This window comes from Streptomyces sp. NPDC055254, from assembly GCF_053606025.1.
The window spans coordinates 1-26,154 of the sequence record NZ_JBSGQV010000045.1 but is presented as its reverse complement, the minus strand read 5'-3'; the positions used below and the strand labels follow the sequence as shown (position 1 = coordinate 26,154).

The 26,154-nt window shown below is 70.0% G+C and carries 29 protein-coding genes; 25 read left to right on the top strand and 4 right to left on the bottom strand.

The window, feature by feature from the left end; genetic code table 11:
• Nucleotides 1-93 precede the first annotated feature (93 nt).
• The 10 genes from ACWFQ8_RS29265 (at nt 94) to ACWFQ8_RS29220 (ending at nt 6,920) form a co-directional block, all read left to right on the top strand.
• Nucleotides 94-600 (top strand): hypothetical protein, encoded by a 507-nt coding sequence (locus ACWFQ8_RS29265; RefSeq protein ID WP_453789289.1) that lies wholly within the window; start codon nt 94-96, stop codon nt 598-600.
• An 11-nt stretch (nt 601-611) separates the two neighbouring features.
• A complete protein-coding gene (locus ACWFQ8_RS29260) occupies nt 612-1,250 on the top strand; it encodes a hypothetical protein (RefSeq protein WP_453789288.1) in 639 nt (212 codons plus the stop codon).
• Between the two features lie 181 nt (nt 1,251-1,431).
• The gene (locus ACWFQ8_RS29255; protein ID WP_453789287.1) at nt 1,432-2,595 is read left to right on the top strand and encodes a hypothetical protein; all 1,164 of its coding nucleotides are present in this window, start codon (nt 1,432-1,434) and stop codon (nt 2,593-2,595) included.
• 78 nt (nt 2,596-2,673) lie between these two features.
• Nucleotides 2,674-3,441 carry a hypothetical protein gene (locus tag ACWFQ8_RS29250; protein ID WP_453789286.1) on the top strand — a complete coding sequence of 256 codons (768 nt, stop codon included), beginning with the start codon at nt 2,674-2,676 and terminating at the stop codon, nt 3,439-3,441.
• A gap of 79 nt (nt 3,442-3,520) precedes the next feature.
• The gene (locus ACWFQ8_RS29245) at nt 3,521-3,919 is read left to right on the top strand and encodes a hypothetical protein (RefSeq protein WP_453789285.1); all 399 of its coding nucleotides are present in this window, start codon (nt 3,521-3,523) and stop codon (nt 3,917-3,919) included.
• Between the two features lie 70 nt (nt 3,920-3,989).
• Nucleotides 3,990-4,418, top strand: a complete 429-nt coding sequence (locus ACWFQ8_RS29240) for a transcriptional regulator (protein ID WP_453789284.1) — start codon at nt 3,990-3,992, stop codon at nt 4,416-4,418.
• 75 nt (nt 4,419-4,493) lie between these two features.
• Complete coding sequence (locus tag ACWFQ8_RS29235) at nt 4,494-5,240, top strand: NUDIX domain-containing protein (RefSeq protein ID WP_453789283.1); 747 nt, start codon at nt 4,494-4,496, stop codon at nt 5,238-5,240.
• Between the two features lie 34 nt (nt 5,241-5,274).
• A complete protein-coding gene (locus tag ACWFQ8_RS29230; protein ID WP_453789282.1) occupies nt 5,275-6,024 on the top strand; it encodes a RapZ C-terminal domain-containing protein in 750 nt (249 codons plus the stop codon).
• 51 nt (nt 6,025-6,075) lie between these two features.
• Nucleotides 6,076-6,276 (top strand): hypothetical protein, encoded by a 201-nt coding sequence (locus ACWFQ8_RS29225; RefSeq protein ID WP_453789281.1) that lies wholly within the window; start codon nt 6,076-6,078, stop codon nt 6,274-6,276.
• Nucleotides 6,277-6,380: 104 nt separating this feature from the next.
• The gene (locus ACWFQ8_RS29220) at nt 6,381-6,920 is read left to right on the top strand and encodes a hypothetical protein (RefSeq protein WP_453789280.1); all 540 of its coding nucleotides are present in this window, start codon (nt 6,381-6,383) and stop codon (nt 6,918-6,920) included.
• A 251-nt stretch (nt 6,921-7,171) separates the two neighbouring features.
• Here ACWFQ8_RS29220 and ACWFQ8_RS29215 read toward each other — a convergent pair whose 3' ends face one another.
• The 3 genes from ACWFQ8_RS29215 to ACWFQ8_RS29205 all read right to left on the bottom strand — a co-directional run bounded on the left by ACWFQ8_RS29215 (nt 7,172) and on the right by ACWFQ8_RS29205 (nt 8,563).
• Nucleotides 7,172-7,417, bottom strand: coding sequence for a DUF7848 domain-containing protein (locus ACWFQ8_RS29215; RefSeq protein ID WP_453789279.1), 246 nt, complete (start codon nt 7,415-7,417; stop codon nt 7,172-7,174).
• 4 nt (nt 7,418-7,421) lie between these two features.
• On the bottom strand, nt 7,422-7,859 hold the full coding sequence (locus ACWFQ8_RS29210; RefSeq protein WP_453789278.1) for a hypothetical protein: 438 nt from the start codon (nt 7,857-7,859) through the stop codon (nt 7,422-7,424).
• Nucleotides 7,860-8,071: 212 nt separating this feature from the next.
• The gene (locus tag ACWFQ8_RS29205) at nt 8,072-8,563 is read right to left on the bottom strand and encodes a hypothetical protein (protein ID WP_453789277.1); all 492 of its coding nucleotides are present in this window, start codon (nt 8,561-8,563) and stop codon (nt 8,072-8,074) included.
• 80 nt (nt 8,564-8,643) lie between these two features.
• Here ACWFQ8_RS29205 and ACWFQ8_RS29200 point away from each other — a divergent pair, with 80 nt between their 5' ends.
• The 4 genes from ACWFQ8_RS29200 (at nt 8,644) to ACWFQ8_RS29185 (ending at nt 13,236) form a co-directional block, all read left to right on the top strand.
• Complete coding sequence (locus tag ACWFQ8_RS29200; RefSeq protein ID WP_453789276.1) at nt 8,644-9,888, top strand: helix-turn-helix domain-containing protein; 1,245 nt, start codon at nt 8,644-8,646, stop codon at nt 9,886-9,888.
• Entirely contained in the window at nt 9,885-10,439 is a 555-nt protein-coding gene (locus ACWFQ8_RS29195) for a flavoprotein (RefSeq protein ID WP_453789275.1), read from the top strand. Before ACWFQ8_RS29200 ends, ACWFQ8_RS29195 begins: the two co-directional genes overlap by 4 nt.
• A 144-nt stretch (nt 10,440-10,583) precedes the next feature.
• A complete protein-coding gene (locus ACWFQ8_RS29190; protein ID WP_453789274.1) occupies nt 10,584-12,851 on the top strand; it encodes a type IV secretory system conjugative DNA transfer family protein in 2,268 nt (755 codons plus the stop codon).
• Nucleotides 12,844-13,236: a hypothetical protein gene (locus ACWFQ8_RS29185; RefSeq protein WP_453789273.1), complete on the top strand. Its 393-nt coding sequence runs from the start codon at nt 12,844-12,846 to the stop codon at nt 13,234-13,236. Before ACWFQ8_RS29190 ends, ACWFQ8_RS29185 begins: the two co-directional genes overlap by 8 nt.
• A gap of 32 nt (nt 13,237-13,268) precedes the next feature.
• On the opposite strand, the gene ACWFQ8_RS29180 is transcribed toward ACWFQ8_RS29185, so the two are convergent.
• The gene (locus ACWFQ8_RS29180) at nt 13,269-13,700 is read right to left on the bottom strand and encodes a helix-turn-helix transcriptional regulator (RefSeq protein ID WP_453789272.1); all 432 of its coding nucleotides are present in this window, start codon (nt 13,698-13,700) and stop codon (nt 13,269-13,271) included.
• Nucleotides 13,701-13,927: 227 nt separating this feature from the next.
• Between ACWFQ8_RS29180 and ACWFQ8_RS29175 the strand changes: the two genes are divergently transcribed.
• The 11 genes from ACWFQ8_RS29175 to ACWFQ8_RS29125 all read left to right on the top strand — a co-directional run bounded on the left by ACWFQ8_RS29175 (nt 13,928) and on the right by ACWFQ8_RS29125 (nt 25,435).
• Nucleotides 13,928-15,043 (top strand): conjugal transfer protein, encoded by a 1,116-nt coding sequence (locus ACWFQ8_RS29175; protein ID WP_453789271.1) that lies wholly within the window; start codon nt 13,928-13,930, stop codon nt 15,041-15,043.
• A gap of 89 nt (nt 15,044-15,132) precedes the next feature.
• Complete coding sequence (locus ACWFQ8_RS29170; protein WP_453789270.1) at nt 15,133-15,387, top strand: hypothetical protein; 255 nt, start codon at nt 15,133-15,135, stop codon at nt 15,385-15,387.
• Nucleotides 15,388-15,422: 35 nt separating this feature from the next.
• Nucleotides 15,423-15,959, top strand: coding sequence for a hypothetical protein (locus ACWFQ8_RS29165; RefSeq protein WP_453789269.1), 537 nt, complete (start codon nt 15,423-15,425; stop codon nt 15,957-15,959).
• On the top strand, nt 15,956-18,514 hold the full coding sequence (locus ACWFQ8_RS29160) for an ATP-binding protein (RefSeq protein ID WP_453789268.1): 2,559 nt from the start codon (nt 15,956-15,958) through the stop codon (nt 18,512-18,514). Before ACWFQ8_RS29165 ends, ACWFQ8_RS29160 begins: the two co-directional genes overlap by 4 nt.
• Nucleotides 18,511-19,134: a hypothetical protein gene (locus ACWFQ8_RS29155; RefSeq protein ID WP_453789267.1), complete on the top strand. Its 624-nt coding sequence runs from the start codon at nt 18,511-18,513 to the stop codon at nt 19,132-19,134. The genes ACWFQ8_RS29160 and ACWFQ8_RS29155 overlap by 4 nt, the downstream gene beginning before the upstream one ends.
• A gap of 71 nt (nt 19,135-19,205) precedes the next feature.
• Nucleotides 19,206-21,215, top strand: a complete 2,010-nt coding sequence (locus tag ACWFQ8_RS29150; protein WP_453789266.1) for a hypothetical protein — start codon at nt 19,206-19,208, stop codon at nt 21,213-21,215.
• A 3-nt stretch (nt 21,216-21,218) separates the two neighbouring features.
• Complete coding sequence (locus tag ACWFQ8_RS29145; protein WP_453789265.1) at nt 21,219-21,992, top strand: hypothetical protein; 774 nt, start codon at nt 21,219-21,221, stop codon at nt 21,990-21,992.
• A complete protein-coding gene (locus ACWFQ8_RS29140; protein ID WP_453789264.1) occupies nt 21,993-23,186 on the top strand; it encodes a peptidase M23 in 1,194 nt (397 codons plus the stop codon).
• A 17-nt stretch (nt 23,187-23,203) separates the two neighbouring features.
• Nucleotides 23,204-24,139: a hypothetical protein gene (locus tag ACWFQ8_RS29135; protein ID WP_453789263.1), complete on the top strand. Its 936-nt coding sequence runs from the start codon at nt 23,204-23,206 to the stop codon at nt 24,137-24,139.
• 391 nt (nt 24,140-24,530) lie between these two features.
• On the top strand, nt 24,531-24,869 hold the full coding sequence (locus ACWFQ8_RS29130) for a transposase (protein WP_453789262.1): 339 nt from the start codon (nt 24,531-24,533) through the stop codon (nt 24,867-24,869).
• A gap of 2 nt (nt 24,870-24,871) precedes the next feature.
• On the top strand, nt 24,872-25,435 hold the full coding sequence (locus ACWFQ8_RS29125) for a hypothetical protein (protein WP_453789261.1): 564 nt from the start codon (nt 24,872-24,874) through the stop codon (nt 25,433-25,435).
• Nucleotides 25,436-26,154 lie beyond the last annotated feature (719 nt).

Here is a 26,154-nt window from a genome sequence, read left to right as displayed (position 1 = left end):
CGGGCCTCTGACCTGCACTAACCCGACTCGAACCGGCCCGTACCGATATCTCAAACCCATACAAATTGATCACGACGAGGAGCACCGACGATCATGGAAAACACCGCCCACCGGTACGCAGAGGCCCCCGTCGTCTACCGCCCCGAGCCGATGCCCTCCCACCCGGTCGAGACCCTCCCGTTCCTCTCCCCGGTCCCGATCCCGGGCGCCGTCGAGGCCCGGACCGTCGACGGCCGCACGGTGTGGGTGTACGCCACCGTCCCCGCCGGCGCCGAGCCCGCGACCCCGCCCGCGGCGCCCAGCACGGTCCCGGCCTGGGCCAAGACCACCGCCCTCCTGATGACCGCCGCCTCGGCCTCGCTCGCCCTCGCCGCCTACGCGCTGCGGGTGTTCGCCGAGGCCGCCGCCGCCCTCGCCGCTGCCCTGGTCCTCCTCGCCAAGATCGCGTTCGTTCTCGCCCTCGTCGTCGCCCTGGTGGCCGCCGTCGTCAAGAGCCGCCGGTCCGGCGGGGCGCAGACCGCCACGGCCACCGCCACGGCCACCGCCGGACTGTTCGGCCGCGCCAAGGCCACCGCCACCGCCACCATCACCACTCGATAGGAGCTCCGCACATGACTGCGCTCAAGATCCGCAAACTCACCGTGGGCGGCGTCGCCGTCCGGTGCCCGAGCCGAGGGACGGGCAACGTCCCGCGCGAGCTCACGCTCATTCCCTCGGGCGGCGTCATCAACGCGACGTGCGGCGAGATGCACCCCGACGCCTCGGGCAAGCGCCGCAGCCGGGCGCAGTGCTTCTTTCAGGTCGAGAACCTGACGACGCCGCACCTCCAGACGCTTTCCCAGGCCGAGGAGGGTAAGCCGTTTCGCCTGACCCTCAAGGCCGGGAACATCGAGGGCTTTCTCGTCGCCAAGGGCAAGGGCGCCGCACAGTCCCAGGCCGCCCGCGCCGCTGCTGCCGCCGCCGAGAAGTCCGGCAAGGCCGCCCCCGCTGGACCGGCCAAGCCCGCCGGGCGCGCGACCGGAGGCGCCATGGCCGCCGCGTTCGGCGCCGTCGCCGCGGTGGCGGGCGCAGTCGGCCAAGTTGCGGGCGCTGCCGGGCAGGTGGCCACCGCCGGCGCCTCGGCCATCGAGTCGACGGCGAGCCTGGGCCGAGAGGGGATCGGCGCGGCCCGCGACGGAATCCGCGAGGCCGGGGCGTACGGCGAGCGGCGCCACGAACGCAAGATGCGCGACGGCGACGCGGAGGAGTAACTCCCGGTGCAGCGCCCCCGAGGGGCCCGTTCTGCGGACCCCTCGGGGGCGCCGTCGCGTCCGGGCGACCTCGAACAAGGGGAGAGTTTCAGTACAACTCACAGTTGGACTTGCAGTAAAGCTGCATCTTGTGTCAGGGTTGGGGCACGCAAGAACCGAACCGGAAACGGAGCAACACCGCATGTCTGAACACGACTTCAAGGCCGGAACGATCTGGGCCTACACCAAGTCGAATGCCGTCCTCGGCCACGCCTTCGACGCCGACGGACGCGCCCTTTGCAACCGCCGCATCCGCCCCCGCGTGGACGGCCAGTTCTCCACCCGCGAGACCATCGCGGAGCGACCCACGTCCCAGGCTCACGACCGGTGCGTGAAGAAGGTGGCGGAGCGCGCCGAGGCCGAGCGTCTGGCCGCGGCCTCCCCGCTCGCCGCCGCGGTCGTGCAGCTCGTCGAGACCGTCGAGGCCGCCGACGCCACCCGGACCGTGCAGGCCGCGCCCGCCGAGCCCCGCATCGTCGAGGGCGTCGTCGTCGATCACCTGGGCACCGCCCAGGGAAGCCGCCCGAGCGACATCACACACCCCGACGTCGTTGCCGCCCGCGAAGCTCTCCGGCCGCTGCTGCCCGCCACCGTCACCGAGCACACCGAGATCACCGAACCCGACGAGGCCGATCCGACCGTGCGCGGCTACCTCGTCGAGCCCCGCGGGAACGGCCGGATCGCCGCGTACTGGATCGAGTCCGGCCTCATCACCAGCCGCAAGGACAAGTGGAACGGCGTCTGTGTCGAGATCCTCGCCAAGGCGTTCACCGATGCCGGGTGGAAGGTCGAGCCCCACAGTCTGCGAGCCGTATTCGCATGGCGGCCCGACACGAACACCACCGCCCAGACCGAGGAGCAGCCGACTCCGCCGGCGTCGACCGCCCGGTTCATGTCCGGCTCCCGCGTCGTCTGCGGCGACGGCCAGGAGCGCCACGTTGTGGGCATGACGTACCGCGCGAACGAGCCCGCCCGGGTCGTCGTCGCCGGAGGCGCCGAATGGATCGCCGCCGACTGCACCCCCGTTGTGACGTGCCTGCACCGGATCGCCGCCCGGCCGGATGTGTCCGGCGATCCGGTCAAGGAGTGCAGCCGCTCGCACTGGGCGCAGGAGGCGGGCGTCTTCAACGACGAGGGGTGCGTCGAGGCGTACGACTGCGCGGTGCAGGCCGCCAACCGGGCCGCCGAACTCAACGCCGAGGAAGACGCCCCCGCCGATGAGCCGGTCCACACATGGGCGCTGATGTGCCCCAACCACCGCGAACAGGCCGCCGAGTCCTGCGAGGACTGCACCACCGAGCCCTAGCCGCCGCCCCCGCCAGACCATCCGGCCCCGGGTCTCGACCGAGACCCGGGCCGATCCGAACCGAAGGAACTCCCGCACATGAAGCCGAACCCGAACGTCGAGATCACCGGCACCGTGACCCGCTTCAACCTCGAATCCGACGCCGCGGGCGCCGTCCTCGTCGTCTACGCCGAGGACGAGAACGGGAAGGTCGGCCGCTCCTGGCTCCGCTTCCGCCCGGCCGCCGCGAACGCGCTCAAGACCCGCGCCACCGGACTGCGCGACTTCCCCGGCCAGTCGGGCGGGTCCACCGACGCCGAGCAGCTCGGTCCGAGCGTCGTCCGGTGCCCCGCCGCCCTGCCCACCGACCCGACCCCCTGCGACGGGGCCCCGGCCGTGACCGTGCTCGACTCCTCCAACGCAGGGGCCGACGGGTGCGAGCGCCACGGCGCCCGCCTCCTCGCCATCCTCGCCGGCGGCCGGGTCTACGCCCTGCCGGACGCACCCGAGGGTGCCGCGCTGCGGGTCCACCGGTCCGCCGGGACCGGCCGCCCCGCCGGGCGGGTGACCAGCCTCCGGGAGCTCGTCACGGCGGCCCCGGCCGCGGCCCCCGCCCCTCGCCCGTTCCCGCGCTTCACGCTCGAACCCGGCTGGGTCGACGTGGACGTTCTCGGCTGGGAGCTCAAGGGCGACAAGGAGTCCGGCGAGTACCTGAGCGACTGTCACGAGACCTTCCGGCCGGACGACTCGAACGCGGACATCGAGGCCGCCATGGAGTGGGCCGAGCAGCTCATCGGCGCCCGACAGGAGTGGACCCACCTCCGTGAACGCGGCTTCGACCGGTGGGAGTCCGGCACCCGCGACTGACCGCCCACACATCGCAGTACCGGGCCCCGCTGGGTGAATCACCGGGGCCCGGCCCGACCCCCAGAGAGGAACCACCGCAGTGAAGACCGAGACCCGAAGCAACACCGTCCACACGATCCCGCTCGGGACCGCCCGCCTCCGCCTCCTGGCCCTCGGCCTCGTCCGCACCGCCGTCCCGGCGCTCGCCGCCGTCGCCGCCGCGTGGGCCGTCGAGCCGCAGCTCAACGCCGACGGATTCGCCCGCGTCGCGTACCTCGTCCTCGTCGCCGTCCTCGCCCTGTCGGCCGTCGACAACGCCCTCGTCAACGCCACCGAGCGCGCCTACCGGCGGGCGTACGGACGCGTCCACGGGCCGCGCTCCTGGTCCTGCGAGGACTGCGGGCGCCAGATCACGGCCCGGGAGTGGACGCCGTTCGACGCCGCCGCGTTCGAGACCCACCTCGCCGACCCGCGCGCCCACGGCTGCACCCACAGCTGACCCGCCGGCGCCGCCCCCGGGGCCTCGCCCGAGGCCCCGGCCCGCACATATTCGAGAGGAACCACCCGACATGACCGCCAACCGCGCCGCCGCCTTCCCCGCCGTGTACGCCCTTCTGCGCGTCGCCGCCGACGTCGCCGACCACTGGGTGCAGAGCGACCACCAGGCGCAGCACAAGGCCAAGCCCGGCGCCGAGGGACACAAAGCCCTCGCGGGACACGTCGCCTCGTACGCCGCCACGCAGGCCGCCGCGCTCCTCGTCGGAAACCGTGTCCTCGGCCTCGGCCTGCGCCCCCGCAGCATGGCCGCCGCCCTCGTCCTGTCCGGCGCGACGCACTACCTGATCGACCGCCGTTGGCCGGTCCGCAAGACGGCCGAGGCCACCGGAAAGGGCTCGTTCTACACCCTCGGCGGCCCCCTCGGCGGCGCGTACCTGCTGGACCAGGCCAGCCACCACCTGATGGAGGGCCTCGCCGCGTACGTCGCCGTCCGCGACTGACCCCGTCCCCCCCCCCGTCCCATTCCCCGCCGGGCGGCGGCGCCGCCCGGCGGATTCGGACCGAACAGGAGAAACATGGATGCGACCCGCTATGCCCCGGTCGACCACCCCGGCGCGATCGTGCCCGAGGACCGGCGCCACTGGTCGGTGATCTGGCCGGAGTATGCGCCGGTCGAGATCACGCCGCCCGAGCTGCGCCCCCTGGCGCTGGCCCAGCACGTACCCGACTGGGCCCAGGGACACGCCACGCCGGAACAGGTGCGCGACTGGAGTCAGCGCCAGGCCGACGCCTTGGTTCCCTTCGAGCTCGACGAGCGCGGGTGGCCGCTGCACCCGCACGGGCGCACCGGCCGCACCGGGCGCAACCTCGGAAAGTGGGGCGAGAACCCGGCCGCCGACCCCATCGTGATTGCCGGAACCGGCGCACAGCGGTCGGTACTGCTGATCACCCGCGACGACATTGGAGCGGAGGCCATCCCCGGCGGCATGGTCGACCCGGGCGAGACGGCCCCGGCCGCCCTGGTGCGCGAGCTGCGCGAGGAAACCGGTATCGACCTGTCGGGCCAGCGTCCCGCCATCCTCGGTCGGCAGGTCGTCACCGACTGGCGCAACACCGATCACGCCTGGGTCGCGTCTACCAGCGCGCTCTATCGGCTGCCTGAACAGGTCACCGCCACCGCCGGGGATGACGCCGCGGACGCGGGTTGGTTCCCGTTCGGCTCCCTCGACCAACTCGAAGCGGCGGTCACCGCAGCCGGTCGAACCCTCTACGCCGCGCACCGCCCGCTACTGCTGCGCGCCCTCGACCACCTCAACCACTAGCCCTGACCCTGCAACCAGGAGAAACGGACACGCCATGACCGACACCACCACCACCGCCGGCGCCCTCGACCTGTACCGCCAACTCGCCGACCTACAGCGGGAGTCCGACCGGCTGCGCGTCGCCTCGGCCCTGCGCGGCGCGTACGACGACGTGTGCAAGCGGCACGCCGACCTCACCGCCCTGACGGCCGAGGGCACGCACCGCGAGGAGTACGAGGCCGTCCGCGAGGAGCTCGCCGCGTACACGGGCAAAGAGCCGAAGCCGGTCGACCCGCTCGACGTCCTCGCCTACCACCGCCGCAAGGTCGAGGTATTCCGCGGCCTCGACCAGGCGGGCGTACCGGACGCCGCCGAGGCCCTCGACGAGGCCGAGGCCCAGCTCGCCGACGCCCTGCGCGCCGCCCCCGCCGAGATCGAGCTCGTCAGCTTCGGATACCTGCACGACGACGCCCCCACGGACGTTGACCTCGTCATCGACATGCGGCGCCACTTCCGGGACCCCCACGTCAGCCCCGAACTGCGCGAGCTCACCGCCGAGCACGAGCTCGTCATGCGCGCCGTGTTCGCCACCGAGGGCGTGCCCGAGCTCGCCCGCGCCGTCCTCGCCGCCATCGCCGCCTTCCGCTCCGGGCCCTCGGCCGGAACGGTCCGCGTCGCCGTGGGATGCGCGGGCGGCCGGCACCGCTCGGCCGCAATGGTCAACTACCTGGCCATTCAGTACGGGAACGAGCTGCGAGTCAGCACCGAGCACCGGGACATTCACCGGCCGGTCGTCGACCGATAGGCCGACCGACCCCCCGACCCGCCAACCCGCCTCACTCAAGGAGTGCCCCGCATGTACCAGGCCCGTGACGAGGTACGGATCGTGTCGTGTGAAGACGATGACCGCGCGGCCGGAAAGACCGGCGTCATCCTCGACGAGGTTCCGCCCGGCCGCCTCACGCAAGGCCGGTGGACCGTGAAGGTTGACGCCTTCTGGATCGCCGACGTCCTGTGCCGCTCGGGCGAGCTGGAGAAGACCGGCAACCGCAGGTAACGGCACCCGCGCCACCAGGAGCGCCCGGCCCCGTACGAGGGCCGGGCGCTCCGGCGTACCCGCATGACACCCTTTACCGGCGACGAGTCGAGGGAGAACATCGGATGACACGAGACCAGGACCGCAGGACCGCGGGCGGCCTCCTCGGCGGCGCCGCGGCGTGTGCGGTGCTCGGCGTCGGCACCGGCAGCACTGCCCCCGTGTGGCTTGCGGGCGGGATGCTCGTCGGGGCCCTCATGGTCTACCGCCGTACCGTCCCGCCCCGGCCGTACGCCTATTGGCCTGCCTGGGCAACCGGCGCCGTGATCGCTCTCCTCCTCGCCTGGCTCCAACCCGGAGCGCCGCGCCTGGGCCTGTTGCCCGTCGCTGGGGTCGAGATGGTCGTCGCCCTGGTCCTCGCGCTCCTCTGGTTCCGGCGTCGAAACGGGCGCGGCGACTGGATCGTGTGGCTACCCGAGGAGGGTGTTCTCCTGCGCCGAGAGTGGACCCGCCGGGAGGCGATCCGATGGGCCGAGGACGACTACCGCCGCCCCTGCGCGATCAGCCTCCTCGACGAGTTCCCCGCCATGGCCAACGAGGTTCCCCACTACCCGGACCGCGAACGGCCGCTATACCGCGCGCCGCGCCTCGACGAACAGCCGTAGACAACACACACGGAAGCGCCCGGCCCCTCGCGGTGAGGGCCGGGCGCTTCCATGTTCTCGGGGGCGGGGGAGCGGGGCGGCCTACGTGGGCCGCCCCCTCGCCCGTCGGGCCCGCTGATCGGACAGGGCCGTGCGGACGGCACGAGCGTGATCGACTCCGATACGCAGTCGCTCGGCGCGCTCCCACAGCTCGCGTCGCCGTTCCTCGGGTATCGCCGCCTCGTCGAGCAGCCGCTCGAACCTTCCGGCCGTCACCGCCACGACCCAGCCTGAACCGTGGCGTAGTCCCAGCGGGCCCGCCTGAACCGGTCGTGTCCGGTGTCGCGGGTGTGCTGAGCCATCCACCGTGTGAGCTCCTCCTCGTCGGGCTGGTCTGCGGAGTCCGCCCCACAGTCGGTTTCGTCCCCCGACACGCACACCGCCTGATACGCCGACAGCGCCGACTCGTCAGCGGTGACGGCGTAGTCCCGCAGCCGATACGTCTTGGCCCCGTGCACCTCGTCACCCCCGCCTGTCGGCGTGATGGATGGGCGCGCCGAACTCCCCGGTCTCCGGGTCGCGCGAGGTCACCGTCATGGTGATGTGGTACTCCCACAAGCCATCAACCGGGCCCGGCACCCGGGCGAGGGTCAGCCCGTGCGGTTCGAGTCCGGGCGTCCGCCGCGCGACGTCGGCCGCGGCCTGCAACGCGTCCGCCGGTGTTGCTCCGGTGCACACCAGGGCGGTGAGGGCGCTCACCGTGACGTCACTGGACGGCCCGAGTCGGTCGAGGGCGGTCACGCCTTGGGTGGCCTCGTCGAGGGAGCGCACGAGATCGAGAGCGAAGGGCGGCGTACGGTCCTCGCGGAAGCCGACGACGTCCTCGGCTGGGCGACGGGTGGCCGGCAGGTGGCCGGGGCCGCCTTCGGGGAGGGGTGTTCCATTCGTTGATTGCGCCATGCTCCGGACGGTAGGGGCGGCAGCACCCGGAGTGGGCACGCAATGTGCGTGCCTCGTTCGGTGGAGCCTCATATGTCCCCAGCTCACAGAACATGAGCGATCCGCATAGGCGCAGGGAGTTGGGTGCGAAGAAGCCCCCGGAGCCAAGGCGCGAGGCTCCGGGGGCTGGGGGCCGTGCACAGCTCCCACGGGGGGAGGAGCCGCACACGGGGTCAACAGGCGGGGACATGCTCCCCGCGGCGCGCGTCGGCGTCGAGGACCGCCGCGCACAGGTGGAAGGCGTCAACGTACCGCGCGGCCCCGCCCGTTGGGCGACTCAGCCACGCCGCGACGAATGACCCCGAGGGGCCGCGCGGAACGACGAGGTACGACCCGGCGGCGAGGGAGCGCACCCCTTGCGGGCCGGCGGCGGCTGCCCGGTCCGCCGTACCTCCCGGAACCAGCGCGATGAGCTCGTTACGCGCATGGTCGGCAATGACCGGATGACCGCCGTCGAGGGGAAGGTCGAGCGCGTCGAGTGCGGCGAGGCCGCGCTCCATCGGGGCGACGACGAGGGCCTCCCACCCGCCACCCACGGTGTCCCACGCCGCGCCGACGCTCACGAGCGCGTGCGCCGGGGAGCGTCGCAGCCGGTCGAGCGTCGCCTCGTCAGGGTTGAGGAGCGAGCCCCACGATTCGGGGCGCAGGTTCTCGGGAGTGGCCATACTCGGACCGTAAGGGGCGTACAACAGGGAGTAGGCACGCACAGTGCGTGCATTCACTTGTTCCGGCCCGGAGTAGTGCCATGGACAACCGAGGAATCGGCCGCCGCGTCGCGTACTGGCGGACCCGACGCAAGATGACGCAAGAGGACTTCGGCGCCCTCATGGGACAGTCCCGCCGGTGGGTGCAGGATTTCGAGGGCGGCAAGCGGCAAGCCGACCCCGCCCTGTCCGTCCTCGAACGCGCAGTCGCGGTTCTACAGGTGCCCCTAGAGGCCCTCCTCTACGACACCCCCAACCGCGAGTGCCTCGACACTGCCGAGCTCGACACCATCCGGGCCGCGCTGCAACGACACGACGTGCTCACCGGCACAGCCGACAACGACCCGGCCGAACCCCTGCCCCTCGACACCCTTCACCGCCGCCTCGTCCACGCCCGTACCGCCTTCCAGTCCGGCCATTTCGCCAGCCTCGGCCGCCTCGTCCCCGAGCTCCTGATCGACACCAACCGGGCCGCCGCCCGCCACCAGGGCGATACCCGACTCGGCGCGTTCCGGCTGCTGTCCCTGACCCTCGAACTGACCGAGGCCGCCGGCATCAAGTACGGAGACCACGACTTAGCCCTCATCAGCGGCCACCGGGCCGTGGCCGCGGCCGAGCGGTCCCACGATCCGGTCATCATGGCGTCGGCCGCCCGGCACCTCACGGACGCCATGACCATGCACGGGCAGGCTGAGGCCGCCGCCGCGTTCGCCGTCGCCGCCGCCGCCCGCCTCGAACCCGAACTTCGCGCGTGCGGCGCTGACGGCCTGTCCGTCCTCGGGATGCTGTACCTCAAAGCGGCCATGGCCGAGGCCGTCATCGGGGCCTCGGACGACCGCCGCGCCGCAGCGGCGGCCCGCAGCGTGCCCGGCCTCCTGGACCAGGCCGACGAGCACGCCGAGGAGCTCGGCGCCGACGGACTCAACCGGATGTGGACCGCGTTCGGCACGACAAACGCGCGGCTGTACCGCGTCGCCGCACACGTCCAGCTCTCCGAAGGAGCAGACGCCGTCTCTGTCGCCGCGGACATCCCCGCCCCCGCCCGCGCCGCCCTCCCCAAGGAAAGACGCGGCCACCTCCTCACCGACCTTGCCCGCGGCCTCACCCAGGCCGGGCAACGCACCGAGGCCGTCGACACCCTCCTCGACGCCGAGCGCGCGGCCGAGGAAGAGGTTCGATGCCGCCCCCGCACCCGCCAACTCGTCGAGGATCTCCTCCTCTTGGGTGTGGGGAGCGCAGAGGGCCGCTTGCGGGCGCTCGCCGTGCGTTGTGGACTGCCCGGGTGACACAACGAACGCTCTACCTGATTGCCTGCGCCGCCCCGCCGGCCCGCCACCTGACCATCCCCATCCGCGCCGCCCAGGCCCGAGGGTGGGACGTCTGCCTGATCCTCACCCCCAGTGCCCACCGGTGGGCCGCCGAGGACCCCGAGGGCAATATCGACGAGCTGCGCGAGCTCACCGGCCATGTGGTGCGCCACGACTACAAACTTCCCTCCCAGCCCGACGCCCTCCCCGCACCCGACGCCCTCCTCGTCGCTCCGTTGACGAGTAACACCCTGAACAAGTGGGCCGGCGGGATCTCCGACACCCTCGCCCTCGGCCTGATCACGGAAGGGATCGGCCTCGGTCTGCCGATCGTGGCCCTTCCGCACTGGAACGACGCCCAGGGGCGGCACCCTGCCGCGGCCCGCAGCGTCGCCGAGCTGCGCGCGGCCGGGGTGACGCTCCTCCTGGGCGACGGCGACGAACCCGGGTTCGTTCCGCACAAGCCGCGCCAAGGCGACGTCCACGCCTACCCGTGGGAGCTCGCCCTCGACGCGCTGCCGACGCCCTGACGCACGCGCCCCCACCCGCGCCCGGCTCCTCGGAGCCGGGCGCGGCGTTGTGCCGGGAAACCTCCCGGCGCCGTGTCCGCGTCGTGCGCGAGGATCATCACGCACGCCCTCGCGCGGGCGTGCGGACAGAAAGGGGGACAGCGCGTGGAATCACCGAACCTTACGGATCTCCTCGACTCGCTGCCCGGCGGCGCGTACGGCATCGGCGGCCTGTTCGCCGCGATGATCGTTATTGCGGTGCTCGCACAGCAGGGCACACCGGCGGACCGCGAGAAGTTCAACCGCAGCATCGAGCAGGGCATAGGGACCGCCGTCGCGTTCCTCGGCCGGTACCTCTCCGGCCGTGAACTCCTCGGCGAGCCCAGGAGCGAGGCGACGTGGTGGAAGGGGGGCGCACCGCTGCCCGACGACAAGGCCACCGAGACCCCCGTCGGCCAACTCGGGACGCCTTCGGCCTCCCCGCCGCCGGGGCCGCTCGACAAGTCCGACCGGCCCGGCGGAGTGCTGCGGGCGGTCCGGATCGTCACCGCTCCGTTCCGCCTCCTGGGGGGCACCCTCGCGGGGCTGTGGCGCGTCCTGAACGTCTGGCATCGGTGGCCGCGCGCCGCGCGCTCAGCGGTCCGTCTGGCGCCGTTGCCGATCGCCTGGGGCCTATGGCGATTCCCGGCCGGGACTCAGCTCGTCCTAATCGCCGTCGCGGGGGCGGCGATTGTCGCCGCCCTCACCAGCCCGGCCGGTCTCGGCTGGTGGCGGGTACGGCCGGTGTGGACACATGGCCAAATCTACGGCCCCGGCCTGTGGGTGGCGTTCCGTCAGATCCTCCGTATGGAGGACACCGAAACGCGTCACCGGTGGCTGTCCGTGCCCGATGACATCGGCGCGGAAGACGCTCGAATCGTGCTGCGAATTCCGGCGAAGTGGATGGGAGGCCCCGAGGCCGTCACCGCCACCGAGCGCGTAATCGAGGAGCGGGTTCCCGGGGAATGGGTCGTGCACTGGGAACGCACCACCAAAGAGCATTATGTCCAATGGACTCCCAAGCCGAAGCCCAAGCCGAAACCGGTCCTTCCCGACTATGTTCAGTGGAAGTTCACCGGAGACCCTCGGCGCGTGTTCGTCGGCCTCGCCATCGAGGGAGACAGCATTGTTGACGCGGTGGTCCAGACGCAGACCGCAACACCGCATTGGGGTGTGGCCGGTGACACCGGTTCGGGTAAGTCGACAGTCCTCTATATTCCGGTCGTGCACGGTCGGATCAATGGCGAACTGATCGACATTCTCGACACCAAGAGGAACAGTCTTATCGAGGCTGAGGGATTCTCAGGTGTCCGTGTTCACAAAACCGTACGCGAATGCATTTCGGCATTCGCCGAGTTCCTTACCTCGATGATGGCGGCCGAGGCCGCGAACGAAAAGGGAGCGGACCCGGCGCTCAGAAGTCAACTCGTCGCCCGGACGCTCGTTGTCGACGAACTCCCGACCTTGATCAAGCTCGCGTATACGTGGTGGAGGTACGGCCTCAAGGGAAAAGGAACGCCGCCTTTCCTTGACTGGCTCGGAATCATTCTCCTGCAAGGCCGTTCCTCGAACCATCGCGTCGTCGTCGGAACGCAGCAATTCGCGAACTCCTTCTTCGGAGGCACGATGGAGCGCGCCCAGATCGGAACGCGTATCGCCGTCGGTCAGCAGGACCGCGTTTCTTGGAGCGTGGCGTTCGGGCAGAGCACACCGGTTCTCGGGTTCGACGTCGACATCAAGGGGAGAGGCGCCTACTCGGACAAGAGGAAAGACCCGGACGCCGACTATCTGTACGTCCGGGAGATTCAACCGAGCTACATCACACCCGACGTCGCAAGCTATCTCACCCGGTGCGATCCGGCCCCCGGCTGGTTCGATGCGGGAGAAATTGCGCCCTGGATCACGCCCGAGCTCCTCGACGAGGTCAACCAGACCGCGGCCACCCGGGAGTTCCTCCCCGGGGGCAAGTACGGCCCGGCTGTCGCGTCCGCGCAACCACCGGGGATCACGGGGGGTCCGCCCAGCTCACAGCACACGACAGCCCCCCACGCGACAGCCCCGGCGACAGCAGGCGCGACAGCCGCCGGCGCCGCGCCCACCCCGGCACCCCGCGTCGCCGCCGAGGAGCCGCTCCCCGAGACGTACAGCCTCGCAGACGCTCACACTCGCGGAATTCTCCCCTGGAAAGCGGCCACGGTCCGGACCTATTTCAAGCGCGGCGAGAAGCGCGGAATCCCGGTCCCCGACGGAATCACGGACGGGCAAACCTCCTACTACACGGAGGAGGAGCTCACGGCCTGGCTCACCGCGTGGCGGAGTTGGCAGGACGAGAACGCCCCGGCCACCCGCAAGGAAATCCCGGAACAGCAGAGCGAGGGGGCGCCGCATGTCTGACGCGGCCGTGCAGAAGATCACCCGCAAATATCTTCCGCGCGGCGGCGCCGTCCTGGGGGAGGGGAAGGCGGCGTTCGTTTCCTTCGACCTCGTCCACGGAGTCCTTAGGGCGGTGGTGACCGACGACTACGCGAAGGTTCCGCCCGTCCTCGTCGGTGTCGGGTGGCACATGCGTTGGCCCATTCCGCCCGTGCCGAACGATCGGGTAAACGAACTCCTCGACGATCTCGCCGAGCACGCGGAAAACCTTCAAAGGCAAAGCGCCATGCGTGTGGAGCCGGACCCCCCGGGCGTCATCCTGTATGCGGGGGCAGGAACCTCGATCGACGCAATTCAGCGCGAGTGTGCGGCCCTTTGGATGGAAATTCCAAGGCTGTCGGACTGACCCCGGAAACATGACGGCGGGGGTGCGGGATCTTAATTCCCCGCACCCCCGCCGTCATGTTGCGACGCCTGTCTCCGAGATAAAGAACGCAGAATATCTGCCGGTACATCGAACGTCTTAGAGAGAACGGGAACCCAGCGATCCGGCAATCCCTGACGCTGTCTTTCAACGTCACAATAGGTCGGAATTCCCACCGCAAGATGAGCCGCGACGTCTCGTTGCAGCATCCCGGCCCGCCGCCGCAATGTGCGAAGGGTTACCGACCCCTCATCCTCGACCAGCTCCGAAAAGGGAACCCCCAGAAACTTTGCGAGGCTGTGGAGACGATCAGGCAACGGCATTCGCCCCTTTGTCTCCCAGGTCGATACAGCGGACCGGGAACAGCCGAGGACTGCCGCTATCTGGCTTTGCGTCAGGCCGCGCGTCCGTCTCAGCTCCCGCAGCCGCTCCCGACGTATCCGCACCCGCCACGCCCCCCGTCTCGTTGTCAATCCGCGGCGGCACTCTAGCGGCTAGTGATCACCGCGCATCCGCAACGACCGATGTTGGCTGCAAGGTGTCACCCGACAGTTACGAACTTCTTTGACGCACGCTCAGGGCGGACATAGGGTCGATCATCATGGGCCCAATGGGCCGTAACACGGGGGAGGTTGCGGGAGTGCCGTCGTTCGCCACAATCGCTCGGAAGGTGATGGGCCTGCCCGAACCAACGGGTGAGCCCAAGCCCAAGTCCAAGACCAAGAAGAAGCCGACGGCGGACGTCCCTCGACAGAGCGAGAACGCGGCGCCGGCGAGGCCCTCGAACCCGTGGGAGTCCGCGGGCGTCGAGCTCGCGGCGAAGCAGGCCGAAGGGCGCACGGCCACGCGCACCGCCGCCCAGCCCGGCGCCGCTCCGCCCCCGCCGTCCGGCACGCCATGGGTGCCCCAGGACGAACGGTCGGGGGCCGTGTTCGCCCGCCGCCTCGGCCGCGGCCTCGTCTGGTTCGTGTTCATCCTCGCCGCCGTCACGGGCGTGCGTTCCTGGATCATCCCGCCCAAGGCACCGGCCCCGGCGCCCGCTCCCGTCCAGACAGCAGCGGCCTACCCGGACGCCGAGGCGCAAGCCGTCGCCGCGCGTTTCGCTCGGGCCTACCTGTCGTGGGACGAGAGCAAGGCCGCCGAGCGCGCCGCGCTCCTGGCCTCGGTCCTGCCGGCCGGAGCGGAAACGGCCATGGGATGGGACGGGCGCGGCCGACAGGAAGTGCTCACCGTCCAGCCCGGGGCGGTCAAGCCGGGCGCCGATCAGCAGGCGCGCGTACGTGTCGACGTCCTCATTCGCGCGGGCGAGGCCCCGGCCGGTGCGACGCCCGCCCCGGCCGCTGCCTCGGCCCGCTGGGTGGGCCTCGACGTGCCGGTGATCGAGGCGGGCGGACGTGTCGTCGTCACCGGACGGCCCGGCCTCGTCGGCATCCCTGCCACTGGACCCAAGACGCCCGCCCTGCCCGCAGTTCAGGCCGACCCCGAACTGAGCATGCAGACCGAGACGACTGTCGGGAAGTTCTTCCAGTCGTTCGCCGGCGGTGACGTCGAGTCTGTCACCGCCCCTGGCGCCAAGGTGCCCGGCCTTCCCGCAGGGATCACCTTCAAGGGCCTCACGTCCTGGTCCGTGGACGCCGGGAGCGGCCGGGACCGCAGCGGTACCGCCGTCGTCGCCTGGACGCTCGGCGGCGCCGCTGTCGAGCAGGTCTACCGCGTCAAGCTCACCCAAGTGTCGAGCGCCGACGCGCAACGGTGGCAAGTCGCCGACGTGCACGGCGGCTCGCTCTGACCGCCGCTATGTCCCCAGCTCACAGAACATGAGCACCCGTCATAGTCCCTGGTCAGCAAGCTAGAAACACTCACAAGGGGGAAACACCCGTGCAACACCTCGTCGAGCTCGCCGCGCCCCTCACCACCGGGGAAGGGCTCAAGAACTGGATTCTGATCGTCGTCGGCAACCTGTTCATGGCCTTCCTCGCGATCCGGGCCCTCGGCCACTTCATCAAGAAGGAATGGGGGGAGATGGTCACGCTCGCGGTCGCGGCCGTCTTCGTCGGCGCCATCGTCTGGGCGCCTGTCGTCGTCAAGGACTTCCTTACTGCCGTCTGGGAAAAGGTCGCGGGGACGTCCTGATGCGCGTCGGTCAGACCTACACCCGGCATTTTGATTTGGAGACCAAGCAACACGAGCTCCTGGGTATGGACTTGGGCGAGGGTGCCCCGCGCCGTGCGCTGATCCTCGGCCTGATCCTCTATGTCGTGTGGACCGGGCCCCTGTTGCTCCTGTTCGGTTTCCCGAGCGAGATCACGTTCACGATCTACTTTCTCCCCCCGCTGATCACTGCCGTGTACGGCACCCAGCGGTCGACCAAGCTGGAACGCCGGTGGAACATCGCCAATTGGTCCATCAGCGCCCGGTACCTCGTCCTCGGACACCGCCCGATCATCTGCGGCGGGCGCCGCGCCGCGACCCGTAGTGAGTGGCTGCCCCGTCGGGCCCGGTGGGCGGGAAAGACCGAGCTCCTCCTCGCCTCCCCCCTAGGCGGCCTCGTCGAGCGGTGGCTCGGCGAGGAAGAGGACTCGACCCCGGCCGGGGCCGGCAGCCCGATTCGGCTCGCCGCCCGCCCCCGGCTCTACGGCCCGGATGCCGTCGCCAAGGCGTACGGCCGGAAGGCACTCGCGCAGCACCAGGGAGGTAAGCGGTGAAGGTTCTACACAAGATCGGGAGTTTCCTCGGCGTCGGCGGTGACCGCTCGGCCACCGCCCCGCAGTACGTGGCCCTCGCGGACGGCCTCATCATCACGGACAGCCACACCGAAGCATGGTTCGTGCTCGCCTCCTCGAACACCGACCTCATGAGCGAGAACTCGCGGGATGCCGAGCTGGACGCCGCGAGCGCGTCCCTCGCGCGCACCCTCCCCGGGTACGACTGCCACCTCCGCGTGATGTGGTCCCCCCTGCACGCCGAGGACTACATGACCGAAGCGGCCGGGATGTTCACCGCCGGCGGGTGGGAGGAGTGGGCGGATCTGCGCGTCCGGCGCCTCGAACAGATCGGGTTGCCCACCCGTCACCTCCTCCTCGGTGTCCGGCTCACCGAGCGCACCGGGCAGGCTCAGAAGGTCAGCCGCCGGGGCATTCAGGAGGGCCTCGGCCTCAATGCCCACACCATCAGCACGCGCGAGCTCGCGAAGCTGGACGCCCAGATGCGCCGCCTCGGCCGCCGGCTGGAGGCGAGCCCGTGGAAGGCGCAGCCCGCGGCCGTCGAAATGCTCGCGTGGATGATCAACCGCGAACAGCACCGCACGACACCGCTCCCCGCCCCGAGCGCTGCGGGAGTCATCAGCGGCGCCAAGTTGGCGGCCCTCACGAGAGGGCGCATCCTGCCGCACCCCGATCACCTCCGGGTGGTCGACGCCCACGGGAACGTAACGGCCTGGGTGTCGGTGCTGACCATGCACGGGTTCCCCGAGCAGATGGAATCGCCCGGCAACGGCGAGTGGCTGCGGGTGCTGAGCGAGATCAACTACGTGCCGAACGTGGACGAGGAGGAACTCCCCGACGACGTCGACCCGGCCGCACTGATACTGCCCGTCAGCCCGGAAGCCTCCGTGCGATTCCGTGTCATGCCCAAGCGGGATGCCCTCAAGAAGGTTGAGGCCGCCCGCCGCCTGGCCAAAGAACAGCGGACCAGCGCCGCCAAGCAGAGCGCCGAGGACCCCGGCCGGGACATCGAGGAAACCGAATACAAGATGGCCGAGCTCACGCGCGACATGCGGCGTGAGGACCTGACGCTCGTCGAGGATCACCCGCGCCTCATCATCACGAGCACCGAATCTCTCGACGATCTGCGGGCCCGGGTCGATGCCGTGATCACGCATTACGGCGGCCTCGGTATTGAGATCTCCGTCGGCGAGGAGGAACAGCGCGAGCTGTGGCTCGAAGCGCAGCCGGGCGACCAACTGCGCGTGCCCGACCTGGGACACACGCGCGACGTCACCGCCCTGTCCGGGTCCTGGTGGTGGGGCGGGGCCAAGGTCGGCGACGACTCAGGCCCCATCGTCGGCTACCTCACCGGCAGCACCCCAGGGGTGTTCCGGAACGACGTCACCGCCGGATCGGACCGCGGCGACGCGACGACGACGGCCTACGTCGGCCGGTCGGGTCGAGGAAAAACCACCGCGATGATGCTCTCCATGCTCGACGCGGGATTCCGCGGCGGCTACTGCCTGGCCTTGGACTTCAAGGGTGACCTCGGGGGAGTCGTCACCGCCGCGCGCCGATACGGTCTCGACGCCCACCTCGTCGAGACCGGCGCCCAGTTCGCCGGCGTCGCCGACCTGTTCAAGCTCCTGGCCGCCGAAGGAACCGACGTCGCACGCGGCGAGGTCCCCGCACAGCTCAGCATCGCCGCACCCGAGCACCTGCGGGAGCGCGGCGCCGAGACGCCGATCACGCACGCCACGAATGCGGTGATCGAGGCGGGCGAGCCTGCCACGTGGAAGGTGATCGAGTATCTCCGCAACATGGAGGACCCCCTCGCCCGCGAGACGGGCGAGGCTCTCTACGAGCTGTCGCGGAACGGCCTGGGGGCCCCGTTCATGGGCCGCCCGACCGGCGACGCACTGCCCCTGACGCCGCAGCCCGGAATCTGGGTCGTGCAGATGCCCGGCCTTTCCCTGCCCGGGGTCGAGTCCACCCGCAAGGAGTGGAACCCCATGCAGCGGCTGAGTGTGGCGCTCATGCACTCGATGTTGGCGTACGGGGTCACCACCGCCGGCCGCCGAGACCTGCGCGGCCTGCGCAAGGCGGTATGCGTCCCGGAGGTCCACGTACTGACCGCGACCCGCGAGGGCTCGAACTTCTTGCAGTACATCGCTCGCGTCGGCAGGGCGCTCGCGACGTCCCTCCTCCTGGACACCCAGGACCCCGAAAGCCTGGTCAAGCTGACCGGTGTCATCGAGCAACTCACCACCGTGGCCGGGTTCCAGCTCACCACGCGCGAACAGCAAGACGCCTTGGCCGAGCTCCTCGGCCTGCCGAAGGACGCGCACAGCCGCGCCCTGATTCAGTCCGTCGGCCTCCTGCCGGACGGTGAAATCAGGCACGGACATTGCATCATCCGAGACCGCCGTTTCTCCTGCGCCACCGTCCAGTGGGACATCCCGTCACTGGAGCTCGGGAAGCTCCTCGACACCTCCCCCAAGGCGGCACAGAACGACCAGGGCGACGCGGTGACCATGGAAAAGGTGGGGGTATGAAGCGGCACACCACAGCGGCCCTGATCGTGGCCGTCGGCCTACTGGCGGCCGGGTGCTCCTCCTCGGACGGCGGCACCAAGGACGAGGGGAAGGCCAATCCGACGGCCGCCGTCCTCAAGGTGGCCCGCACGTACCAGGAAGCCAAGAACGCTGACGACTGGCGCACAGCGTGCGAGCTGAGTTCCGCGCGGCAGCGATACGGCACGGTCGAGGAGTGCGTCGAGAACAACACCAGGAACTCGCCGTCGCCCTCGGCGTCGAGCTCCTCGCCGTCGGCCTCGTCGAGTCCGTCGCCGTCGGTCGAGCCCCCGCGGTACGCCGACGGCTCCACCCCGCATCCGAAGCAGACCCCGACGACCAGCGGCCCCGAGCGCGCCGACCTCGGCCCGGTGGTGGCCTCGGACGTCGTCGAGGCGCCGGCCGCCGGTAAGCACCCGGCCGGATACGGAGTCCTGGTCACCTACACCGTCCAGTGGCCCGGCAAGCCGTCCACGAAAACGCTCCGCGCGCTGCGCCTTATCCAGGAGTCCGGGGCCTGGGTCGTCGACCAACACGAGAGCGTCAGCGAATCCGACGCGTCCCACGGCTCACCGGTCCTGACCGCTCTTTCTGGGGGGTAAGAGTGCTCATTCGCCACATGCCACGATTCAGAAACTTGGTAATTCCGCTCCTTTTCGCCTACGTAACACTCATGTTGGCCGCGGGGCAGGCGCACGCCGGAGAAATCGAACCATCCGGTATCGGCGACCTGATGCCCTCTCCCGACATGAAGGTGCCGGATGGGGAGCGCACCCTCTACGAGACCTACGGGAAAAACCAAAACCTGTGGCTACTCGACGAAGAGTTCGGATTCAAGGACGGGTTCACGGCGACGTTTCACTTTATCGCCGACCTGTTCATGATCCTGACCGTCGTTGTCGGCTCCGCAGCCGTTGTCGTCGTGCAGTGGATTTTCCAGCTCACCTCAATTCCCGAGCTGGAAAGCGCCATCACGAAGAGCATCGGAGGGGCCTCCAAGGGGCTGACGCTCACACTCCTGCCGGCCGCGCTCGCCGTCGGCGGGTTGGTGGCCTTCGCCCAGCACAAGAAGGGCGGCGGCGGCGGGGGGCTGTCGCAAATCGGCTGGGTGTTGGTCTCGGGCGTGTTCTCGATCTCTCTCCTGAACAGTCCGCAAACCTGGGTGGACGGGATCGACTCCGTCCGGCAGGTCGGTGCGAGCGTCACCATGCAAGCGACGTCCGCCGGTCTGGGTGACGGAAAGGTCGAGCACCCGTTCTCGACGCACCATGAGCCGAAATTCACAGGCAATGGCCGTGACGACATGCTGCGGAAATCCAGTGATTCCGTGTGGCGTGCATATGTTGCGACCCCGTGGTGTGTGGCGGAATTTGGATCTCTGGAAGCCTGCAAGCTGTACGCCGCTGATCTACTGGACCAAGGAACAGACCGGGATAAGCGCCAAGACTGGTTGGAAGACCATGTCAGCGATTCGGACGTAGGCGAAGCCTCCATGAAATGGCGTCAGGGCAAAAACCCTGGCGGGCGAATCGCCGTAACCGTTGCCGCTTTCATCAACGTGGTTCTTTTCGCCGCCCTCGTCGTCATGCTCGCCTTCACTTCCCTGGCGGCCCTACTGGGCGCCCTGATGCTGCTTCTTACCGGCGTCATCTTCGCGTGCCTGTGGGTCATCCCCGGGCGGCCGAGGCAGTGGGGCTTGGCCTGGTTCGATCAGCTCCTCGCCCGCACCCTCGAAAGCCTCATCGCGACGATGGTCCTCGGGGCCGTGCTGTCGCTACAGGCAGCCACGAACCAGATCTTCGGCGAGTACGGATGGCTGCCCACCAGCGGCCTGAGCATCGCCGCCGCCATCGTCGGAATGCAGTTCCGTGCCGTCGTGGCCCAGATCTTCGGCGTCCGGGGGTCCAGCTCCGGCGGGATGGTCGCGGGCTTCCTGGCCTCCCGCCTCCTCAACCGCGGCGGCAACAGGAGCGGACGCCGAGACGACTACTTCAACCACCGACCCGTGGAGACCATCCCCCGCCGGCGGCGCCCAGGCGGTGGCGGTGGCGGTGGCGGCGGTGGCGGCGGACCTCTCCCGCTGCCGCCCGGCGGCAACTCGGCCGACGACTACAGCACGACTATCACGCGCGTGCCGAGGCAGCGCCCACCCGTGCCCCAGCCGCTCCCCAGCGGAACCAACGCAGGAAACGGCGGCCCCACCGCGCTCCCGCCCGGGGGGACCGGAACGGGCGGAAGGACTGGCGGCACCGTGCCCAGCACAACCACGAGCGGCGGCTCGGTGGTCACGCTCGAACGCGACCGTGGCGCCGCCCCCGCTCCTCGCCCGGGTCTCCCGGCCCAGAAGCCCCGCCCGGCCCTGCCGCCGGGCAACAGCAGCGGCCCGGCCACCCAGAACAACCCGGGAGGCCGCGCCCTGCCGCCCGGCCCGACGATGCGCCCCGAGACCGGAGGCACGCCCAACTACGCGTTCCGGCAGGCCCCGCCCGCCGCCGGCCGTGCCAATCCCCAGGTGATTCAAGGAACGGTCATCCGCAGTACGACGGTCCCGACGACACCGCAGCGGCCGAGCCGGGGCACGCCCCCGCCGCCGCCCCGGGCCGTCGCACCCACTGAGCGGCGCCCGGCAGCGCCTCGACCCGCAGCCGGACCGTCCAACAACCGGCCACCAAAGAAGGGGTGACCCATGGCCGACAACGACGAGCCCACCCCCCAGGAGTGGCGTGAGATCCTGGCGAGTTTCGACTACCCCGAGGAGGTCAAGCACGCTCCCCGCCGAGCCCGCGGCCGAGCCAAGCGCGAGCACCGCGAGGAGGCACGGCGACAGACCAAGGAATGGGTACGCGAGCAGCGCCGCCGCGATCCGATCCGCCCGGCCGGGGCCGCGATCATCATTGCTCTGATCCTGGCCCTCGGCCTGGGCGCCCGGTGGCTGTGGCCCGGCCTCCTCGGCGGCGATCATGCCCCGGGGAGCCGCGTTACGGCCACGGCCTCGCCCGCCGCCGACGACGACAAGCCGTCCAGCTCCCCGAGCTCCTCCCCGACGGGATCGAGTTCGCCCTCGGCCCCGACCGTCGACCTGAGAGACCCCAAGCGCGTTGCCGAGGAGGCCGTACGCCTCTACCTCACCCGCAACCCTCCCGAGGACGGCACACACAAGGCCGTCGTCCGGCGCGCCGCCCCGTACATGGCGCCGCCGCTCGTCGAGAACCTGACCGAACACCAAGACCCGGCATGGGACCGGCTCGTCAGCCGCGGCGGCGTCTCCACCGTGAGCGCGGTCAAGGTCGAGGCGGCCGGCGCCGATCTGCCCGCAGACTCACCACTCCGGGTCTGGCGCAAGGTCACCGCCACGGTGAACGTCAAGGGCTACACCGACTACCAAGAGACCCCGGTCCTGCAACTGGAGCTGATGCTCAGCGGCGACGAGTGGCGGGTCACTCGAATTCTGGGGCTGTAGGTGGACGGACGCGACGCACTCCGCGCCCTCACCAACCTGGGGGGGACAGCACTCAAGCTCAAAATAGGGGGGATCACCCTCCTGGCGTTCATCGTCGTCATGGTGTTCGTCGGCCTGTTCAGTGGAGGTATGAGCGGCTCCGCCAACGCCTCGAACCCGTGCGGGGGGCGGGGGACACCGGGAGTCGACGACGGCAACGCCGGCGGCGGCGGAGTCAGCGGCCCCATACGTCAGCAGCAGATCGAGCACGCGAAGATCATTGACAAGGTCGCCGCGGACGGCGGGTTGAGCGGGTTCGCGACGCTCATCGGCCTGATGACCGCCCTACAGGAGTCGACCCTCCTCAACGTCGACCACGGAGACCAGGCGGGGCCGGACTCGCGGGGTCTGTTCCAGCAACGCCCCTCCCAGGGGTGGGGGACGGAGGAGCAGATCATGCAACCCACCTACGCCGCGAAGATGTTCTATTTCGGCGACGAGGACGGTTCTCCCCGAGGTCTGGTCGACGTCCGGAACTGGGAGAACATGGACCCCGGCCGGGCGGCTCAGGCAGTCCAGATCAGCGCTCACCCCGACCTGTACGCCGGGCAGGAGGATGCCGCGCGCAAGGTTGCTGCCGAGGCCGGCATCGACCTTGAGCGCCGCGGGACGACCGAGAACCCGGACCGTCAGAACCCCGGCGACGACGGCAGCAACGGAGACCAGGACGACGAGGAGGAGTGCTACCCGGGCAGCGGCGGCAAGCCCGGAAAGCCGGGCGATCCGTTCTACGACGGCGCCGCCGGATGGCCCGAGGAGGTCAAGAACCCCCGATCCAACGAGGACGCCATCCGTTGGGCCCAGGAGGAGGCGCGCACCGGCGGCAAGAAGTGGTATCGGATGTGTCTCGCCTTCGTGGCCGTGGCCCACGGCTGGAACTACTCCGGGACCTACTACGCCATCGACCACTACCAGCAAATGCCCGCGAGCATGAAACACGACAAAGACCGGAACCCTCCGCCGGGCGCCCTGATGTACTGGGACACCGGCCAAAGAGCCGGACACGTCGCCGTCTATCTCGGAGACGGAAAAATCGCGAGCAATGACATTGTCCGTCCTGGTTACATCGACGTCGTACCCGCGTCGGACATAGAAACGGTATGGGGCGCAACCTATCTGGGATGGGCACCGCCCTATTTCCCCAAGGGCGGATAGTCGGAGGAGCAAGAACCATGACCATCACAAACCCCGACCTCATTCCCGCAACCCCCGTCTACACCATCACCGTTAGCGCGGACGGCGCCGCATCAGTCAACGGCGAACGCGTCACCGAGGAGGGCCTCGACCCCTCCGCGGCACGCGTCGCCGCCCTCGCCGAGGTCCGCATCAAGGCCGCGTATCACGGGCGCCCCGTCCGCGTGATCGCCAAAGAGGCCGACGGCTCCGCCTGGCCCCTGATCGTGGCCGTAGACGGCTCCGTGACGACGCTCGACCACCCGCACCCCACACCGCCGCCGGCCGCGGACGTACGGCCCGCGGAGCCGCTCCCAGCACCGCGCAGCGCCCCCGCTCCCGCCCCCGCTCCCGCCCCCGCACCCGCCCCCGCACCCGCCCCCGCACCCGCTCCCGCTCCCGCACCCCGCGCCGACGCGGCGGAGCAGCCACGCCCGCCGTCCCCGGGGGAATGGGGCGCGCCCCTGCCCGAGCCGTACCGGCTGCTGTGGGAGACCCTCGTCACCCAGGAGAGGGCCGAGGCCCTCGTCGAGGCGATCGTCACTGCCGACCGCCTCGAACAGGAGCTAGGCAAGGAGTACGGCACAGAACACCCGCACACGCTCAACGCCCTGAACGTTCGCGCGTGGCTCACGCTGCGCAACACCACCGAATGGGCCGAGACGACAGAGCTCCTCATCGAGACCGGGGAGCGGCTCCTCGCGGGCGGCGCTCCGGTCGTAGGGGACAACATCCGGATCGTGCGCAACGCACACGGAGCATGGCGACACCTCCGGGCCGAGGACACGGAGACAGCGCGCGAGCTCGTCGAGCGGCTCCTCGCTCTCCTCGATGCGCTCGTACCGCTGACCGGACGGACCGAGGAGAGGGACGCCCGCGCCCGCGACGTCCTCGACTGGGCGCAGAGCGGCGCAGCGCGGCCGGGCGCAGCGTAGCCGCAGCCAACCAACGAACAGCCCCCTACCGAATCGGTAGGGGGCTTTCCTATTTCCGCCGAGATCCGGGCGCAGCTAGGCGCAGCGAAAGCGACTGAGAGGCCCTACGGGCCTATTTCTTCCGGGGCGTGCCGCAGGATGCCACACGGCACCCCGCGCGCCGCCCTACGGGCCCTAGCGGGCCCTCCGGGCGAATCGCCGGGCGCCTTCGGCGCGTTCACCGGCGATTCGGTCCGCTTCGCGGACCGCCCTTTTGCCTGCGCCTTCGGCGCGCACCGGCAAAAGGGTTTTTGGCCCTGCGCCTTCGGCGCGCACCGGGCCAAAAAGCACGCGCTGTGCCGCGCGGCTTCCTGTGGCTCGCCCCGGAAGCAAAGCGCGAAAGGTGCCCCGGATGAACCATGTCTCATGCCCGCATTGCGGTGGGCTCACGCCGTACCGAATTCGTTTCGACGGCCTGTTTGGCTGTGACGAGTGCGGCAACCTCCTCGACTCCCGCGATATCAGCCTCGACGGAAATGACGTCTGGGGAGTCGACTCCGAGCGTCAGCTCGTCGTATTCGGTGACCCGGTGACCGCTTTCGAGCGGCTTCACGAATACCTCGCCGACTTCCTCGACGAGCCCGCCGATTCCTACGGCGAAACGGCATCCCTGAACGCCTTTGAATGGGCTGCTGCTGACCTGATCGACGCCATTCACGCCGGAATCCGACTCCCCGAAATGGAGAACTAGAAATGACCATCACCAACGAAACCCCCCGCCACCAGCTCGGCGACGCCGACCAGGAATGCCGCTACCCGGTGCTTATCGACGGCCAGCACCTCGGAATCATCTTCCGGTGGCACGGCGCTTGGCTCGCGACCCCGGCCGGAACGACGGGCGAGATCCGAGTCGCCGCCGGACGGATCGGCAGCGAAGCCGCCGCCCGCTACCTCGTCGCCGAGTTCGACGCGGGCCGCATCACTCCGCAGCAGGCCCCGGAGGCACCGGCCGTCGCGGCCCACGACTGGCACGGCCCCGCGCCGCTCCTGCACCCGCGTATGCCCGCCAGCCCCCGGAACCTCGCCGGGGCAACGGCCGCCCTGGCAGGGCTCGCCGAGTACCTGTGGACGCCCCTCGGCGGGTACCCCGGCGCTGACAACCCCTGGGCCATGCGGTGCGACCTGTGCGGCTGGACCGGCGTCCGCTACTGGTCCCACCTGCGAGGCCGCAACGGCAACCCGCCCAGCACCCACCGGCACCCGGGGTGCATCGAGCCCGACCAGGTCCGCGCACGGATCGCGGCCTACAAGAAGTAGCCGAAACTAGATAAGAAATTCCCGGAAAGGGGCGGCCGATGCCGCCCCTTTCCTTATGCCCAAAAATGCGCGGGCAATCGACAGCCCTTCGGGCTGGGCCGCCCTCTAAGTGGCCTTCGGCCACGGGCGGCCAGGGTCCCGCTTCGCGGGCCCTATAGGAACCCCCGCCCCCCTAAGTGGCCTTCGGCCACGGGGCGGGAAAAGACACCTCCCTCCGGTCGGCCGCTATCGCGGAGGGCCCCCCTAAAGTGGCCTTCGGCCACGGGGCCCACCCCTACGGGGTAATAGGAAAACGGCCTACGGCCGCCCAAGATAAACACCCCGATAATCAATCTTGGGAATTCCAATTCAGGCGCTGAGGGGAATTGATAAACAGGCGACCACCCCACTTGTCAAGAAATGGAATGTCATGTATGGTGAGCCCATAAAACAATAGAGGAGGAGGGAAAAGGGAGTTATCGGTTCCATGTTCGAGCAGAAACGGAACCGACCACCTCGGCCCACCCCCTCGTAGCCAGCCAAGCCGCGAAGCGGCATCTTTGGCCGCGAAGCGGCAAAAGGCCAGGTCAGAGGCCGCGAAGCGGCCCAGCAACCACCCGCCGGCCCCTGCGAAGCAGGGGCCCAGCTCCGCGAAGCGGAGCGCAGGACGGCGTGAAACGCCGTCAGGTGATCGGCGAAGCCGATCACTGGTTGTAGGTGGCGAAGCCACCTACAGACCC